General features: G+C 66.9%; 16 protein-coding genes. 7 read left to right on the forward strand and 9 right to left on the reverse strand.

What is annotated here, in order from left to right; translation table 11 throughout:
* Positions 1–22: 22 nt before the first annotated feature.
* Entirely contained in the window at positions 23–2,017 is a 1,995-nt protein-coding gene (locus BST13_RS20625) for a 5-oxoprolinase/urea amidolyase family protein (protein ID WP_095533640.1), read from the forward strand.
* Positions 2,014–3,699: an allophanate hydrolase gene (gene atzF / locus BST13_RS20630; RefSeq protein WP_083165883.1), complete on the forward strand. Its 1,686-nt coding sequence runs from the start codon at positions 2,014–2,016 to the stop codon at positions 3,697–3,699. Before BST13_RS20625 ends, atzF begins: the two co-directional genes overlap by 4 nt.
* Positions 3,700–3,758: 59 nt before the next feature.
* On the opposite strand, the gene BST13_RS20635 is transcribed toward atzF, so the two are convergent.
* The 5 genes from BST13_RS20635 to BST13_RS20655 form a co-directional block, all read right to left on the reverse strand.
* Positions 3,759–4,337, reverse strand: a complete 579-nt coding sequence (locus BST13_RS20635; RefSeq protein WP_170064308.1) for a TetR family transcriptional regulator — start codon at positions 4,335–4,337, stop codon at positions 3,759–3,761.
* A gap of 168 nt (positions 4,338–4,505) precedes the next feature.
* Positions 4,506–5,381 (reverse strand): DMT family transporter, encoded by an 876-nt coding sequence (locus BST13_RS20640; RefSeq protein WP_083165884.1) that lies wholly within the window; start codon positions 5,379–5,381, stop codon positions 4,506–4,508.
* A 20-nt stretch (positions 5,382–5,401) separates the two neighbouring features.
* A complete protein-coding gene (gene dmpG, locus BST13_RS20645) occupies positions 5,402–6,424 on the reverse strand; it encodes a 4-hydroxy-2-oxovalerate aldolase (RefSeq protein WP_083165885.1) in 1,023 nt (340 codons plus the stop codon).
* A complete protein-coding gene (locus tag BST13_RS20650; RefSeq protein ID WP_170064309.1) occupies positions 6,421–7,302 on the reverse strand; it encodes an acetylating acetaldehyde dehydrogenase in 882 nt (293 codons plus the stop codon). Before BST13_RS20650 ends, dmpG begins: the two co-directional genes overlap by 4 nt.
* Positions 7,299–7,934 (reverse strand): TetR/AcrR family transcriptional regulator, encoded by a 636-nt coding sequence (locus BST13_RS20655; RefSeq protein ID WP_083165886.1) that lies wholly within the window; start codon positions 7,932–7,934, stop codon positions 7,299–7,301. Before BST13_RS20655 ends, BST13_RS20650 begins: the two co-directional genes overlap by 4 nt.
* Before the next feature lie 91 nt (positions 7,935–8,025).
* Here BST13_RS20655 and BST13_RS20660 point away from each other — a divergent pair, with 91 nt between their 5' ends.
* From BST13_RS20660 to BST13_RS20675, 4 genes are read left to right on the forward strand one after another with little or no spacing between them, the layout of a single operon-like run.
* Positions 8,026–9,555 carry a bifunctional 3-(3-hydroxy-phenyl)propionate/3-hydroxycinnamic acid hydroxylase gene (locus tag BST13_RS20660; protein ID WP_083165887.1) on the forward strand — a complete coding sequence of 510 codons (1,530 nt, stop codon included), beginning with the start codon at positions 8,026–8,028 and terminating at the stop codon, positions 9,553–9,555.
* A complete protein-coding gene (locus tag BST13_RS20665; protein WP_083165888.1) occupies positions 9,552–10,421 on the forward strand; it encodes an alpha/beta fold hydrolase in 870 nt (289 codons plus the stop codon). The genes BST13_RS20660 and BST13_RS20665 overlap by 4 nt, the downstream gene beginning before the upstream one ends.
* Positions 10,418–11,416 carry a VOC family protein gene (locus BST13_RS20670; RefSeq protein WP_083165889.1) on the forward strand — a complete coding sequence of 333 codons (999 nt, stop codon included), beginning with the start codon at positions 10,418–10,420 and terminating at the stop codon, positions 11,414–11,416. The genes BST13_RS20665 and BST13_RS20670 overlap by 4 nt, the downstream gene beginning before the upstream one ends.
* Before the next feature lie 13 nt (positions 11,417–11,429).
* Positions 11,430–12,461 carry an amidohydrolase family protein gene (locus BST13_RS20675; protein WP_083165890.1) on the forward strand — a complete coding sequence of 344 codons (1,032 nt, stop codon included), beginning with the start codon at positions 11,430–11,432 and terminating at the stop codon, positions 12,459–12,461.
* Positions 12,462–12,478: 17 nt separating this feature from the next.
* On the opposite strand, the gene BST13_RS20680 is transcribed toward BST13_RS20675, so the two are convergent.
* Entirely contained in the window at positions 12,479–13,615 is a 1,137-nt protein-coding gene (locus tag BST13_RS20680; RefSeq protein WP_083165891.1) for an acyl-CoA dehydrogenase family protein, read from the reverse strand.
* The gene (locus BST13_RS20685) at positions 13,616–14,848 is read right to left on the reverse strand and encodes an acyl-CoA dehydrogenase family protein (protein WP_083165892.1); all 1,233 of its coding nucleotides are present in this window, start codon (positions 14,846–14,848) and stop codon (positions 13,616–13,618) included. It lies immediately after the preceding gene.
* Between the two features lie 199 nt (positions 14,849–15,047).
* Between BST13_RS20685 and BST13_RS20690 the strand changes: the two genes are divergently transcribed.
* Positions 15,048–15,410, forward strand: coding sequence for a PAS domain S-box protein (locus tag BST13_RS20690; protein ID WP_211296138.1), 363 nt, complete (start codon positions 15,048–15,050; stop codon positions 15,408–15,410).
* A 5-nt stretch (positions 15,411–15,415) separates the two neighbouring features.
* Here BST13_RS20690 and BST13_RS20695 read toward each other — a convergent pair whose 3' ends face one another.
* Both BST13_RS20695 and BST13_RS20700 read right to left on the reverse strand, forming a co-directional pair.
* Positions 15,416–16,075: a ScbR family autoregulator-binding transcription factor gene (locus BST13_RS20695; RefSeq protein WP_083165894.1), complete on the reverse strand. Its 660-nt coding sequence runs from the start codon at positions 16,073–16,075 to the stop codon at positions 15,416–15,418.
* 10 nt (positions 16,076–16,085) lie between these two features.
* Entirely contained in the window at positions 16,086–16,796 is a 711-nt protein-coding gene (locus BST13_RS20700) for a TetR/AcrR family transcriptional regulator (RefSeq protein WP_083165895.1), read from the reverse strand.
* Positions 16,797–17,020 lie beyond the last annotated feature (224 nt).

Raw genomic sequence — 17,020 nt, forward strand, 5'->3', positions numbered from 1 at the left:
GGGTTTCTCGTGTGCTCCTCGCGTGCGGGGGGTGGAGGTCGTCCGGCCCGGCATGGCCACCACCGTCCAAGACTGGCCGGGGCGGGTCGGCTACTGGCAGATCGGAGTTCCGCCGTCAGGACCCATGGACGATGTGTCATTCCGGTTGGCCAACATCGCGGTGGGCAATCCCGAAGGCACGCCGGGGCTCGAGGCCACCATGGCCGGCCCCGCGTTGCGCTTCGACACCGACACCTGGGTGTGTGTCACCGGCGCGCCGGCCCCGGTCACGATCGACGGGATGCGGATACCGCAATGGGAGCCGGCGCTGGTGCGGGCCAATCAGATCCTCGACGTTGGTACGGTCGCCGGCGCCGGTTTGCGCTCGTACATCGCGGTGGCCGGTGGGCTGCGTGCTGACGAATATCTCGGCAGTGCTGCGACATTCACCCTCGGCCGGTTCGGTGGACACGAGGGCCGGGTGCTGTGCGTCGCCGACAAACTCGAAATTGCCGACGCCCCGGGGGCCCGGCGTCGGCGCATCCTGTACGACGAGCAACCCGCCATCGGCAAGCACTGGTACATCGCGGTCACGGTGGGCCCGCATTCAGCACCAGAGTTCTTCACCGACAGTGATATCGACATCCTGTTGCAGCACGACTATGAAGTGCACTTCAATTCCGACCGCACCGGGGTGCGGTTGATCGGTCCGAAACCCGAATGGGCCCGGCCCGACGGTGGCGAGGCTGGACTGCACCCGTCGAATATCCACGACAACGCCTACTCGGTCGGATCGCTCGACTTCACCGGGGACACACCGATTCTGCTGGGGCCCGACGGTCCCAGCCTGGGCGGCTTCGTCTGCCCGGTCACCGTCACCGCCGCCGATCGGTGGAAGCTGGGCCAGCTCGCGCCCGGTGCCACGGTGCGGTTCGTCCCGGTGCGGGCCGATGCGGCACCGTCACCCGCCACCGTCGGCAGGTCGCGGCGCGCCTTCATTCCGGCCGTGTTCTCTTCCGGTGGTGACGAGGACAACGGAATCCTGCACCGGACAACCTCATCCGACGGATCGACGACGGTGACATACCGGCGCTGCGGCGACGACAACGTGCTCGTCGAGTACGGGGAGATGCGTCTCGATCTGGCGCTGCGGGCTCGTGTGCATGCCTTGCACCATGCGCTGGAACAGGAACGGCCCGCCGGCCTGGTCGACCTCACGCCAGGCGTGCGCTCGTTGCAGGTGAAGGTGGACCCGGACCGGCTCCCGCTGTCGAAGCTGGTGCCCCTGTTGACCGAGCGGGAGGCGTCGCTGCCCGCAGCGCATGATCTCGTCGTGCCCAGCCGCACAGTGCGGCTGCCATTGAGTTGGGACGATCCCGCGACTCGTGAGGCGATCGAGCGATACATGCACGGCGTGCGGTCGGATGCGCCGTGGTGCCCCTGGAACATCGAGTTCATTCGTCGGATGAACGGCCTGGAGTCAACCGCCGACGTACACCGGATCGTCTACGACGCAGAGTATCTCGTGCTCGGCTTGGGTGACGTGTATCTCGGTGCGCCGGTGGCGACTCCGCTGGACCCACGACACCGGCTGGTGACCACCAAGTACAACCCGGCTCGCACTTGGACTCCGGAGAACGCTGTGGGCATCGGCGGGGCGTACCTGTGCATCTACGGCATGGAGGGCCCGGGCGGCTATCAGTTCGTCGGGCGCACGACCCAGATCTGGAATCACCGTCATCCGCTTCGCGCCCAGGGTTTCGAACCTGAACATCCTTGGCTACTTCGGTTTTTCGACCGTATCCGGTGGTATCCGGTCTCCGCCGACGAGTTGCTCGACCTGCGGGCCGACATGGCTGCCGGGCGCGGCCGCGTCGAGATCGCCGACGGGACCTTCTCACTGGCCGAACACGATCGGTTCCTGGAGGCCAATGCCGGCGACATCGCCGCCACTCGCGCGGCGATGGAGGCCGCCCGCGCCGAGGAACGGCAGCGGTGGGCCGCGGCGGGGGAGTTCGCCAAGAAGGAGTCCGCATGAGTGAGCTCGCGAGCGAATCATCGGCCATGAATGACGTCAGCGAGATCTACCGGCGCATCGAGAACAGCGGCCGCAGTGAGGTCTTCATCCACCTGCGCCCGCAGGCCGACGTCGAGCGTGACCGCCGACGTGCGACGGGCCCCTTGGCCGGGCTGCTGTTGGCGGTGAAAGACAACGTCGATGTGGCCGGTGTACCCACCACGGCGGCGTGCCCAGGCTTCAGTTATTGTCCCGATGCCGACGCACCGGCGGTCGCCGCTCTCAAGGCCGCCGGTGCCGTCGTCATCGGGAAGACCAACCTGGACCAGTTCGCCACGGGGTTGGTCGGAACCCGCAGTCCCTATGGTGCGGTGCGGGATTCACGGCGACCGGAGTACATTTCGGGCGGATCGAGCTCAGGTTCGGCGGTCGCGGTCGCGCTGGGGTTCGCCGACATCGGGATCGGTACCGACACCGCCGGATCCGGGCGGGTGCCCGCCGGACTACAGGGTCTGGTCGGGATCAAGCCGACCATCGGCGTCGTGAGCACAGAGGGCGTCGTGCCTGCGTGCGCCAGCTATGACTGCGTGACCATCTTCGCGACCGACCTGGCGACCGCACAGGCTGCCATGGCGGTCATGAGTTCGGGTGCGCCGCAACGAAGCTGGCCTGCCGACATTCCGCTGGCCGCACCGCCTGCTCCGCGCGTCGCAGTGCCTGCGGAATTACCCGAACTCGATGCCGCCTGGCGGGCGGCTTTCGAGGCGGCGGTGCATCGAGCACGGGCGGCGGGATGCGACACCGTGCCCGTGGCCATGGACTCGTTCTTCACCGCCGCCGACCTGCTGTACAACGGCGCGCTTGTTGCCGAACGCTGGGATGCAGCAGGGGGGTTCGTGTCACGCGCTATCCCCGACGCGGGATTGGACCCGACCGTCGCAGCCATCATCATGGCAGCGGGCAGGCACGCGGCGGCAGATCTGCTGCGGGACCGCCGCCGGGTGCAGGAGTTGCGATCCGAGGCGCTGGCACAACTTGCCGGCTGCGACGCGCTCTTGGTGCCCACCGCACCCACACATCCACGTATCGCCGACGTCGCGGCCGACCCGGTGGCGGTGAACGCCCGCATGGGCCGCTATACCAACTTCTGCAACCTGTTCGACATGTGTGCGGTCGCCATTCCTGCCGGAACCGTCGCCGACGGCGCGCAGTTCGGTATCACGCTGCTGGCTCCGGCTTTTCACGACGCCGTCATTGCCGACCTCGCCGGCCGTCTCCTCGGTGAGCCGTCAGCTGCCGGTTGGCCTGAGCGCGGCGGGGCAGCGGTCACGGAGCTCGCCGTGTTCGGCGCGCACCTGCGGGGCCAGCCGTTGGAGCACCAATTGACTAGTCGAGGTGCCCGATGGGTCGGCGCCGTCAAAACCGCGCCGGACTACCGGCTGTACGCCCTCGATACCGTCCCAGCGAAACCCGGGTTGGTTCGCGTCACGCAAGGTGGCGCGACCATCGTGGGGGAGCGGTGGGCGTTGTCGCGAGCCGCTCTCGGCGACTTCCTCGATGAACTGCCCCAGCCGATGATGCTCGGCAAGGTCGAGCTCGACGACGGTTCTTGGATCACCGGATTCGGTTGCGACCATGCCGCTGCCGAGCATGGCCGGGACATCACCCAATACGGCGGATGGTTGGCAGCGCTCGCGGGCTGACACCCAGACGGTTCTTGATTTCGATCAGCGATGGGTCGTCATCGCGGGCAGGTGTCGACTCAGGCCTGCGGCACGATGAGCGCGACCATGGTTTGCAGTTGCCGGGCCGCTTGCCGGTAGGTCATCGGGCCGGTCTGGGCCTGCAGCAGCGCGCCCCAGAAGACCGACTCCAGCGTCGCGAGCACTTCTGGCCAGGCGCCGGTTCCCAGCGCCGTCGAAATCCGCCGGCGTACCTCATCGGAGATGCGTGATCGGACGTCGGCAATCGCGTCGTCATCGGTGCTCACCAGCACGCGGGTGCACATGCGGGCCAACCTGGGCTCGTCGGCCAGCAGCAGGGTCATCGCTGTGAGCTGGTCGCTGACCCGGTCGGCAATGCCAATGTCTGGGTCGATGTCGAGCGGCAGTGTCGTGACCCGATGTAGGTAGAGCTCGGCGAACACCACCTCGAGCGACGGGAAGTGGGCACGCAACGTCGCGGGCGCCATCTGGGCCTGTGCGGCCAACCGCGACACCGAAACGTCGGCATCGCCCTCGAGCAGTTGTGCCGCGGCACCGAAGACGCGGCGGCACGTATGTGCGCGCCGACCGTAGGCGTCATGCAGACGGGTGACTGTCGCCACCGTCGGGCTGGACATGTGTCCAGAATATCGAGCATCGGGCTCTTGGGCAATCAACTGCTCAAGGTACCGCCAGGACAACGGACTTAACGCGCCGACGGTGAAGCGTGGGCATCATGGCGTCGGTTCGAGCCGGGGAAATGCACAGAGAGGGCACTGATGATGGACAACTGTCCAAATTGAGATTCACCGCGCGATCTCGGTCTCGGGTTCCTTGGGTGCGTGGGTGGCCAGTACCGATCCGGCCAGGATCAAGCCGAGGCCCGCCACATTCCACACCGTCAGCGGCTCGCCGAGGATGATCACCCCGGCGGCCAGCGCCACGGCCGGGTTGATGTAGGTGACCACCAGTGCGCGGGCCGGGCCCACCTCGCGGATCAACGCGAAAAAGATGATGAACGCAAGCGCCGTGCAGACCACGGCCAACACGGCCAGCGCCAGAAGTGCGCGCAGCGACGGCATCTCGTGCGGCCAGGCCGCTACGGCAGGAGCGGTGTAGATCACGGCGGCGAGAGTCAGACATGCCGCGGTCAACGGCAGGGCAGGTACGTCGCCGAGATAGCGCGCGGCCACCAGTGGCGCGATCGCGTAACACGTCGCGACCAGCAGCACCTCGAGGATCGGCACGCCGTGGCCTCCCGTCAGGCCAGGGCCCGCCAGCACCGCCACACCGGCCATCCCGACGGCCAGCCCTGCGATGCGCCGGGCACTCAGGCGTTCTCCGCCGGTGAGCCGGTCGAGCATCGCCGCGATGATCGGCGCCGCGGCGATCAGCAAACCGGTCATCGAACTGCTCAGCGTGCGTTCGGCGTCTGTGAGCAGTACCCAGGCCGCGATGATCTCGAAGAATGCGAAGGCCAGCACCGGTTTCCAGTGCCGCAGTACCGGCGCCCAGGCCGCGCGGGACAGCGCCAGCGGCAGGAGCACCAGCGCCCCGACGGCGGTGCGGGCCAGAACCAACACAGGCACGGAGACGCTCTCGACCGCAACCTTGATCAGCAGGTAGGGAATGCCCCAGATGATGCTCATCGCGCTGAACAACAACCACCCGCGCGCGCTCACTCCCACACCTTACGGACGCATCACCCCGCCGGGGCGGATTCTGTCGTGAGATCCAGTGCGATGTCGACGAGCAGGTCCTCCTGGCCGCCGACCATGCCACGACGGCCGGCTTCCTCGAGCAGCGTGCGTGCGTCGATGCCGTAGCGCTCGGCCGTCGACTCGGCGTGCCGCAGGAAGCTCGAATACACCCCGGCATAACCGAGAGTCAGAGTTTCGCGGTCCACTCGAACCGGGCGGTCTTGCAAGGGACGCACGATGTCGTCGGCGGCGTCCTGCAACGCGTGCAGGTCGCAGCCGTGTGAGGCGCCGAGCTTGCTGATCGCGGCGACGAACACCTCAAGGGGTGCGTTGCCCGCACCCGCCCCCATGCCGGTGAGCGACGCGTCCACGCGGTGCGCGCCGTGTTCCACGGCCGTGATGGAATTGGCCACGCCGAGTGCCAGGTTGTGGTGCGCATGGATACCGATATCAGTTGTGGCGGAGAGGGTTTGGCGTAGCGCACTGACCCGTTCGGCGACATCACGCATGGTCATCGCACCCCCCGAGTCGACGACGTAGACACACGTCGCGCCATAGCCCTCCATCAATCGGGCCTGCTCGGCCAGAACGTTCGGCGTCGTCATGTGGCTCATCATCAGGAAACCGGCGGTGTCCATGCCGAGTTCGCGGGCCGACGCGATGTAGCGGGCGGAGAGGTCGGCTTCGGTGCAATGGGTGGCGACCCGAACCACGGTGGCGCCGGCGTGGTGGGCGTCGGTCAGATTTCGGACGGTCCCGATTCCCGGCAACAGCAAGGTGGCGACCTTGGCCCGGGTCACCGTGTCGGCGACGGCTTCGATCCACTCCAGATCGGTGTGGGCGCCGAAGCCGTAGATGCAGCTCGAACCGCCCAGCCCGTCGCCGTGGGCCACCTCGATCGAGTCGACCCCGGCGGCGTCGAGGGCCTGCGCAATCCGCACGGCCTGGTCGATGCGGTACTGATGACGCACCGCGTGCATGCCATCGCGCAGCGTCACATCGCTGATGTACACGGGGCGGGTCATGAACCAGTTCCATTGGCGTGGAGGGCGATGTGCTCCGCGGTCGCCTTGGCGGCCGCGGTCACCATGTCGAGGTGACCGGCGTAGGCCGGTAGGTGATCGGCCGCGCCGGTGACCTCCAGCATGACGGTGACGCGCGTACCCGTGAACGGGCCGGCCTCCGGGACGTACAGCGGGCTCTCGGTGCCGAACGTCTCGAATTGCACGCGTTGTTTGAGGCGGTAGCCCGGCACGTACCGGCTGACCTCCTCGACCATGTCGACGATGTCGTTCTCGATCACTTCGCGATCGGGGTCGCCCTCGAGGAGGCAGTAGACCGTGCTTCGCATCGACGCCGGAGGATCGGCCGGGCTCAGCAACAGCACGGCCTTACCCCGGAGAGCTCCGCCGACCTCCTGCAGCGCGGCACTGGTGGATTCGATGAACTCGTCGACGCCGGCCCGGTCGTCGGGCGCGGCGGATCGCGACGCCACCGCGCAGACGGTCTCGGCGTACGTCACGACGCCCGATCGTCCGATCGCCGCCGCGATCGGGACGGCGGCCTGCCCGGCACCCGTTCCGATGTGCAAACTGCTGGTGTCTCGGAAGTCGTCGAGATTGATGACCGGCACACAATGCCGACCGGTCGTGGCCGCGGTGAGGTCGATCGTCCGGGCTCCGCTCTGTGTGAGTGCGGCCCAGCCGCCGGTACGGGCCCGGGGCGCGGTGGTGTCGAAAACCAGTCGGATGTCGGCGAAATTCGGCATGGCGAGCAGTTCGTCGACGCCGTCAACCATGGCGGCCACCGACAGCGGGCCGTCGCTCTGCCGGATCTTGACCATCAGGTCGGTGCCGACGCTGCCGGACCCGAGTACCGCCACGGGCCAGCAGAGCGCCGTCATCGGTCGGTGCCTTCGGCGATCATCCGCATCGCCGTGTCGTAGATGGCATGCGCGTGCACCTCGAACAGAGCGAGGATGTCAACCGAATCCCCGCCGATCTCCTTGGCGACGAACAAACCATCCGCCCCGGCGATCGCGTAGGTGACCAGTAGATCAATCTGGGCGTCGGTGAGGCCGGTGGTGAATTCGTGGAATGCGGCTTTCATTTCGTCGGCGGCCTGAGCTCGCGCGCGCAGGAACATCGCTCGGGCCCGCGGCTCGACCGGGCGTCGTTCCAGCGCCAGCATCAGCCCGAGCCGCAGGAAGTCCGGAGCGTCGAGCAGGGCCTTGGCGATCTGCATGGCCATCGCGCTCACGCGTTCGCGGGGTTCGCCGTCCTCGGGCAGACGCCAGGCGTTGAGCCAACCGGCGAAACTGCGCTCGATCACCGCGGCGATCAGATCGTCCTTGTCCTTGAAGTGCCAATAGATGGAGCTGGCCGGTAGTCCGCAGGCCTTGCTGACCAGGGCGATGCTCGTTCCCTCGTACCCGCGCTCAGAGGCAATCTCGGTGGCGGCGTCGAGGATTCGTTCGCGGGACTGTTCTCCGTCGGCGCGTTTGCGACGAGGCGTGGGACGTGTCGTGTCTGCCATCTGCCCTCCCTGGACGACCTATTGACTCTGTAGTGATCACTACATTACCGTAGTGATCACTACAGAACAAGCTCTCCGAGAGAGGCGATCAGTGACCAGTGCAGACATCTATGACGTAGCGGTGGTCGGCTATGGGCCGACTGGTGCCACCGCGGCCAATCTGCTGGGGCAGCTTGGATTGAAAGTGGTTGTGATCGAGCGTGATCCGGACATCTACAACCGCGCCCGCGCCATCTCGACCGATGAAGAGGTGATGCGGGTGTGGCAGTCGGTAGGCCTGGCCGCGCGCATGCAGCGCGACATGCTGCCCGGCCGACCGCTGGCGTTCGTCGACGCCGACGGACGAGCCTTCATCGAAACCGTCATCACAGGACGCGGCTGCGGCCATCCGTCACAGCAGTTCCTGTACCAACCCGCCGTCGACGAGGTGTTGCGCGAGGGGGTGGTGCGATTCGCCAACGTCGACGTGCTGCTGGAGCGCGAATGCCTGCGGGTCGCCAACCGCGAAGACCATGTCGAACTCCTGCTGGGTGATCTGCGCACCGACACCTTCACACGACTGCGCGCGTCCTACGTCATCGCCGCCGACGGCGGATCGTCACCGACGCGTGGACTGCTCGGGGTCGGCTACAGCGGCCGCACCTACGCCGAACGTTGGGTCGTCATCGACACCAAGGTGCTGCGGGAGTGGGATGCCCACGACCGCTTGCGGTTCCACTGCAACCCCGAGCGGCCCACCGTGGACTGCCCGACGCCGCTCGGTCATCACCGGTGGGAGTTCCCGGTCGGGCCAGGGGAGGACGAGCACGAGCTCGTCACCGACGAAGCGGTGTGGCGGGTGCTGCGGGCTCAGGGCATCACGCCTGAGCATGTCGAGATCCTGCGCGCGGTGGTCTACAGTCACCACGTCCGCGTCGCCGATCGGTGGCGGGTCGGCCGGGTGTTCCTGGCGGGGGACGCCGCGCATGCCATGCCGCCATGGATCGGTCAGGGCATGTCCGCAGGCGTGCGCGATGCGGCCAACCTGTGCTGGAAGCTGGCCGGAGTGCTCCGCGGCGAGGTCGCCGAATCGATCCTGAATTCGTATGAGGCCGAACGCAAACCGCACGTGACCGAAGTGACCCGACGTGCGGTGGTCGTCGGCCGTGTGATCACCGAACGCCGCCCGGTAGTGGCGGCGTTCCGCAATCACGTGCTCCGGGCGCTGACGAAGGTGCCCGGTGTTCTCGCCGCCGGACAGCGGCGGTTCTGGATTCCGGAGGCCCGCTACGGCGACGGATTCTTCGCCGCCATGCCCAACCCCGCCGTCGGCAGGCAGATCCCGCAACCGACCGTCACGCACGACGGGGTGGCGATGCCCCTCGACGACCTCCTCGGCGGGACATGGGCGCTGGTCTACACGGGCGCCCTGCCCGCCGGTGCGCGGGCGTGGCAACAGATCGGTCTTCAGGCCCGCCGAATCTCCGAGCCTGGCCTGACGCGGTGGCTGCGCGATCACGGCGCCCACGCGGCGGTGCTCCGACCAGACGGATTCATCTATGCCGCAGCCGGACTCGGCGAATCACTACCCAATCCACCGGCGGGACTGACCCTGCACAACTTGACTGGAGCCCACGCATGACCACCACCCTCACCGAACATATCGTCCGGGTTGCCGACAAAGACATCTTCTTCGCCGAGGCCGGCGCGGGACCCGCTGTCGTCATGCTGCACGGCGGCGGGCCCGGCGCCTCCGGCGTCACGAACTACTCCCGCAACATCGACGCCCTGTCCCAGCACTACCGGGTGATCGTGCCGGACATGCCCGGCTACGGGAGATCCGACAAGCGCATCGACAAGAGCGACCCGTTCGGTTATCTCGGTGACGCCATCCGGGGCCTGCTCGACGAACTCGACATCGACACAGCGCATCTCGTCGGCAATTCCTACGGTGGTGCGGCGGCCCTGCGGCTGGCGCTGGACACGCCGCACCGCGTCGGCAAGCTCGTCCTGATGGGTCCGGGAGGCATCGGCACCACCCGCATGCTGCCCACCGCCGGGCTCAACAGCCTGCTGTCCTACTACGGCGGCACCGGGCCCAGCCGCGACAAGCTGGCCGCCTTCATCCGTAACTACCTTGTCCACGACGCTGATTCGGTCCCCGACGAGCTGATCGACGTACGCTACCGGGCATCGATCGATCCCGAGGTGGTGGCGAACCCACCTCTGAGCCGCCCGTCCGGTCCGCTGGCGCTGCGTACCCTGTGGCGCATGGACCTGACCCGCGACCCGCGGTTGGCGACCTTGCAGACACCGACCCTCGTGCTGTGGGGTCGCGACGACAAGGTCAACCGCTCGGCCGGGGGCCCGCTACTGCTCAACACGATGCCGAGCGCCGAACTGGTGATGACCAGTCGCACCGGCCACTGGCTGCAGTGGGAGCGGGCCGAGTTCTTCAACCGAATCGTGTCCGAATTCCTCTCCGACGGATCGGTGCTCGCGTCATGAACATCTTCGGTCAACTGCGCCTGGGCTATCTGGTTGTCGAGACCGAGCGATTCAGCGACTGGCGACGCTTCGGTCGCGACGCCATCGGCATGCACCTCGACGACACCGTCCCGGGCGTCATGCGATTTCGCCTGGACGACAACGCCTGCCGGTTCCTGCTGCAGCGTGGGCCGTCCGAGGATGTCACGGCCATCGGCTGGCAGGTCGACGACCACGCCACCTTCGACGAGATCCTGGCCCGGGTGACAGGTCACGGCGTTCGAGTGGCCGAGGGGACGTCCGAGGAGGCCGCGCTACGCGGAGTCGAACGACTGGTACGCCTGCCGGGCCCCAACGGTCTGAGCCAGGAGATCTTCACCAGTCCTTGTGCCGCAGCTGAACCCCCAGCCCTCGCGGTGCGCGGCGGGTTCGTCACCGGCGAGTACGGCATGGGACACGTCGCGCTCACGGCGAAGGACCCGCATCGGGTGCGTGGCTACTACGAGACCGTCTTCGACGCTCGGCTGTCCGACTACATCGACGAGACGATCAGCGGTGTCAAGTTCAAGATCAGGTTCCTGCGGGTCAACTCCCGGCACCATTCGGTGGCCATCGCCGCGGTGAACCGCCTGCCCATCAACCCGATTCGCACCCGGGTGCAGCACCTCAACATTCAGGTCGCCGACCTCGACGACCTGACGCGGTCCTACCAACGCGTCAAAGCGCTCGGTTTCGACATGGCGCTCGGAGTAGGGCAGCACACCAACGACCGGGAACTGTCCTACTACGCGGTGACGCCGTCTGGATTCGAATGGGAGGTGGGCTGGAACCCGATCGTGGTCGATGAATCCACGTGGGAGCCCACCACGTATCAGGGCATCAGCATCTGGGGCCATACGCCGGAAGGGCAGAGCATCATCGACAAGCTCGCCCAGTTCAAGGTCGGTGCGCTCTCGCTGGCGCACCGAGAAGACGTCGTGCCGGCGCTGGCCGGCGCAGGCATACCCGACAACTGAGAAGAGACCAGACATGCGCCGCATCGACACCCACCACCACATGATCCCCGCGGACTACCGAAAAGCACTGCAAAAAGCGGGAATCGACGAAGCAGGTGGCCGGGCTGTGCCGGACTGGAGCGCCGAGGCGTCGCTGGAGACGATGGCCGAGCTCGGCGTCGCGACCGCGATCCTGTCGGTGTCCACGCCCGGTACGACGTTCCTGCCCGCTGCTGCCGACGCCGCCGCGCTGGCGCGCGACCTCAACGATTTCGGCGCCGACCTGGCCTCGGCCCACCCGAACAGGTTCGGCTTCTTTGCGACCGTGCCCATGCCGCACCTCGCGGAATCGGTCACCGAAACCGTACGTGCGCTTGATGATCTGCACGCCGACGGGATCGTGTTGCTGGCCAACAGCTCCGGCACTTATCTCGGTCAGGACGGGCAGGACGAGCTGTGGGACGCGCTGGACACGCGGTCGGCGGTGGTGTTCATCCATCCGGCCGATCTACCGGGGCCGGTGGTCTCCGGCGTCGCGCCATTCGCCGCGGACTTCCTGCTCGACACCACGAGGGCCGCTTATCTATTGGTGCGCAATGGAATCCGGCGCAGGTATCCGAACATCCGCTTCATCCTGAGCCACGCAGGGGGCTTCGTACCTTATGCGTCATACCGCATGGCGGTGGCGATCACGGGGGACACCGGTGCCAGCCCAGCGGACGCCTTGGACGACTTCGCCGGCTTCTACTTCGACACCGCACTGTCGTCGAGCGCCGCGGCATTGCCGACCTTGCTGGCGTTTGCCAAGCCCGGACACGTCACGTTCGGATCGGACTGGCCGTTTGCGCCTGTCGCCGCAGGCAAGCTGTTTGCCGCGGGACTGGAGACCTACGGAGCTCTTGACACGTCCGAACGTGCGGCCATCGACAGGGGCAACGCCTTGGCCCTGTTTCCCCGCCTCGGTACCGCACCTGAGCCGTCGGCACCGACACCGCTGGAGCAGATCCGCCACACCGTCAGCCGCGCCGTCATGCGCGGCGTCGCGCGGATGATGCAGCCCAGCTGAACGACGCGTCCCCGCCGCTATGGCCGAGTCAACTCCGCATACCGACTCACGTGCGCGTCGGTCGAACCGAACTCGTACTGAACGGCGGTGAGCCGCTTGAAGTAATGACCGATCGCGAGCTCTTCGGTCATGCCCATACCGCCGTGCAGCTGTACCGCGTTCTGCCCGACGAAGCGCGCGGCGCGGCCGATGGTGGCCTTGGCCGCCGACACCGCCTTGGCCCTGCTCGCCGCGTCGGAGTCGAGGTTCAGCACCGCGAGATACACGGCGGCCGCAGCCTGCTCGACCTCCATGTGCATGTCCACCATGCGGTGCTGCAGGGCCTGGAAACTGCCGATCGCCGTGCCGAATTGGTGCCGTTGCTTGCAGTATTCGACGGTGTCGGCGAGTACCTTGCGCATGCCGCCGACGGCTTCCGCGCATACCGCTGCGGCGCCCTCGTCACGGGCCTGGTCCAGGGCCGGCCACGCCTGGCCTTCAGCGCCGAGCAGAGCGTCAGCCGGAAGCCGCAGGTTCTCCAGAAGCAGGTCGGCGGCCCGCCGATCGTCGATGGTGCGGTACGGGTGCACGGTGAGACCCGCTGGGCGTGAGGCGATCTCGACCAGGAACAGCGATATTCCATCGGTGTCGGCCGGGTCGCCTGAGGTACGTGCGGTGATCAGCAGATGCGTCGCCAAACCAGCGTTGAGCACCATCATCTTGCTGCCGTCGAGCACCCAGCCGTCGCCGTCACGACGCGCGGTGGTGGTGACGGTGCGCCAATTGTCCCCTGAGGCCGGCTCACCGGCGGCGAGCGCGACGATGGCACTCCCGTCGACGATGCCGGCCAGCAGCCGCTCGGCCCCGCCCGCGCGGTGCAGCAGCCCGCCGGCCACCACCACGGTGTCCACGAACGGTTCGATCACCAGCGCGTGGCCCAGCGCTTCGGCGATGAGCATGGCCTCGACTGGTCCGCCGCCGCTGCCGCCGGCATCCTCGGGCAGCGTGGCGCCCAGGATGCCGAGCTCATCGGCGAACGCGCGCCAGATCTCTGGCTGCCAACCGGGTCCGGTCTTGGCGGCAGCCCGGCTCGAGGCAAGGTCGTAGCGGCTGGACAGGAACTTGGTCAGTCCCTCGCGCAGCAGTTCCTGCTCATTGGTCAGGTTGAAGTCCATCTACAGCCCCAATTCCGCTTTCGCGAGGATGTTCCGCTGAATCTCGTTGCTGCCGGCGTAGATTGAGCCGGCCCGGTCGTTGAAGTAGCGCAGCGGGGCCACCGCCTGCCAGGCCTGGCCACTGACGTACCCGTCGGCCGGCGGTTCGAAGTCGGCCACCGGACCGCCCGGGCGTGTGGCGTGCGGCTGGTAGGCGCGCCCACGCGCCCCGGCCGCCTCCATCGACAGTTCGGTCAGCGTCTGGCTCAGCTCGGTACCGAGAATCTTCAGCATCGACGACGCCGTTCCCGGATTCCTGCCTTCTGCCACCGCCGCCAGAACCCGGTATTCGAGGATCTCCAGCACATCTGTGCGGATGCGCGCCTCGGCGAGCTTTCGGCTGAACGCGGCATCGTCGATGAGACGACCGCCGGCAGGGCCGGGCTGCTCGGTGGCAACCGTCGCGATTTCCTCGGCGAGCACCTGCAGTGCCGGGGCCGACGCGCCGCCTCCGCGCTCGAACTCCAGCAGGTACTTCGCGACGGTCCAGCCGTCGTCGATGGCGCCGACGACGTTGATCTTCGGCACCCGGACGGCGTCGAAGAAGACCTGGTTCTGCACTTCCTCACCGGAAGTCATGACCAGGGGCCGGATCTCGATGCCGGGTGTCGTCATGTCGATCAGCACGAACGTGATGCCCCGCTGCTTCTTCGCGCCGCGAGTGGTGCGGACCAGTGCGAACATCCAGTTCGCCTCGCGTGCGTGGGTGGTCCAGATCTTGCTCCCGGTACACACCAGGTGATCGCCATCGTCGACCGCGGACATGGACAGGGCGGCCAGGTCGGAGCCGGCCTCGGGCTCGGAGTAGCCCTGGCAGAAGAACACCTCGCCGGTGAGGATGCGCGGCAGGAAGTAGTCCTTCTGGGCGGCGGTGCCGAACTTGATGATCGCGTGGGCGACCATGCGGATGCCCATCGGTGACAGTGACGGCGCTCCGGCGAGCGTGGATTCGCGGCTGAAGATGTAGTGCTGGGTCAAGCTCCAGTCGCAGCCTCCGTACTCGACGGGCCACGCCGGCGCCGCCCAGCCGTGCTGGTGCAGGATGTGCTGCCAGGCCATGCTGGCGTCGTGGTCGGCGTAGACGCTCGTCATCAGCCGCCCTGCCTGCCGAAGATCGTCGGTCAGATTCTCTGAGAGAAAGCCGCGCACCTCGTCGCGAAATTCCTGGTCGGTCGTAGACCACTTCAGGTCCATGCGTGCCCCTTGTCTGCCGGTGTCGCCGCTCACAGAGTAAACCTAGTTAGTTAAGTCGTGTGAGTTACCCCTGCGCACGAGACGCGCGTCGATGCCTGGGTGCTGTGAGCTGCGCAGCTGCGCTGGTCCCAAGCTGGCCCGTCGGGCAATAATTGAGGACGTGGAGCGGCGTCGGAGCGAGCAGGACACCCGATCTCCGATGACTACGTTGCAGCAAATGCCGGCGTTGGTCGTCTTGGAGCGGTTCCCCGTTCCGGTGCTCGCAATCGCCGAGGACGGCAGCATTCTCTTCGCTAACAGTGCATTCGCCGAAATGGTCGGTCACAGCGCAGAATCAGTGAAGGCGCTTAAGTTTGCCGAGATCTTTCATTCGCTGCCCGATGACGAGTCCGCGGTGTCGGTCGTGCGGGCCAACGCCGAGTTGGTTGTCGACCTCGTACACCGGGACCGCTCGATCGTGCGCGCTCGGATGAGCAAGTCCGCGCTGCTGCGTGGGGACGATCCGGTCGCGCTGGCGACGTTCCACGATCTCACCGAGCAGCTATGGGTGGAGGAACTGTAGGTGCGCTACGCCCCGCCGACCATCGGCGATCGGCGCAGTGACTCGCGCGCGAGGAACTCACGGAAGTATTCGAGTGACTCGTCGTCGACCATCGCTGGTAGCAGCAGCTCCCACGTGCGCGCTACGCGCTCCCGCAGGTCATCGTCAGTGCCTGTGGCGCGCGACAGCGCCTCGGCACCCAGCATCGAACCCAGGATCACCTCGGCGGCGCTCTCGGGATCGACGTCGCTGCGGAGGTCACCCTCGGCGGCAGCGTGGCCGACCTGCTCGACGAGGTCGTCGAGCCAACTCCCGTAGACCCGGCCGGCCGCGTCATTCAGACCGCTGAAGGTCCGCAGCAGCTGCATGCCGATCCAGGCCAGCTTGTCGGCCGCAGTGAAATCGGTCACCACGAACGTCCCGTGGATGAGGTTCTCCAGCGCGGGCGAGGACGATCCGGTGATGGTGCGGAATGTCGCCAACATGCGGGTGCCGGCCTCCTCGATGATGGCCTCGGCCAGCGCCTCCTTGGCGTCGAAGTGGTAGTAGAACGCGCCTTTGGTCAGCTCGGCGCGCTCGATGATATCGCCCAATCCTGTTGCTGGATAACCAGTTTCGGTGAACTGGTCGACGGCGGCGTCGATGATCTTCCGGCGGGTGACCTCCGACCGGGCCTGGCGTGCCATGTCGCTCTCCTCAGGCCGGTCCGGTGGCCGGGTCGGCGTCGATGCGGGGCCCGGCGGGTTTGATGGGCGCGGCCTTCTTGAGTGCCACGGCGGTGCGACGCCTGATGAACTGGGCCAGGTAACCGAGTCGGTCCGGGTTGGCCAGGCCAGGCAGCACCAATTTCCAGGCCCGCTCGAGGTCAGTGAGGAACCGTTGAGGGTTGTCCAGATCGCTCGTCTGGCGGATGCCCAGCTGCATCGACACCAGCAGCATCGCCGCCACCTGCGGATCGGTGCTGTCGGTGCAATCGCCCTCTTCCACCGCGCGCCGGACGATCGTGGCGTACCGGGAGATCCAGGGCGCAAGGACCTGCGGTCCGAGCCTGTCGGTACGTCCGATCGACTCGACCAGGTTCCCGGCCGCTCGGGACATCGTCTCGCCGATGTCGTCGACGGCGAGTTGGTAGGAGATGTCGACCAACGTCTCCATCGCGGACAGGTTGCGGGCGAGCACCTCGTTGACGCGTTCCAGGGCGCGTTCCGCGCGGGTGTCGATGATGGATGACGCCAGCGCGTACTTGGACCGGAAATGGAAGTACAGCGCACCTTTGGTGACCGCCGCGTCGGCAAGGATGTCGTCGAGGCTCACCGCGCTGTAGGGCTTGTGGGCGAACTGGCGCGCCGCGGCCTGCAGGATCTGAAGCCGTGTGACGTCGGCTCGTCTGTCGAGCTGCTCAGTCACCAGGACACCCCAAAATCTTCACGACTGTGTGATCGGACGAGGCATCTGGCGCCGCCCGCAGCGTGCACCCGGATTGTTTCATTCGGTTCCTCGGGACACGAGCACCCCGGCGGCTGAGCTCATCCGCCCACTCGCCAACTGAGATACTCGAAGTCATCGCCACGCGTGCAAAGCATTCTAAAGGTATGTAGGGTGCTTAGCGTGATAACTCTTGGTTCGCAGTC

The organism is Mycobacterium aquaticum, assembly GCF_002086485.1.
Lineage (GTDB): Bacteria > Actinomycetota > Actinomycetes > Mycobacteriales > Mycobacteriaceae > Mycobacterium > Mycobacterium aquaticum.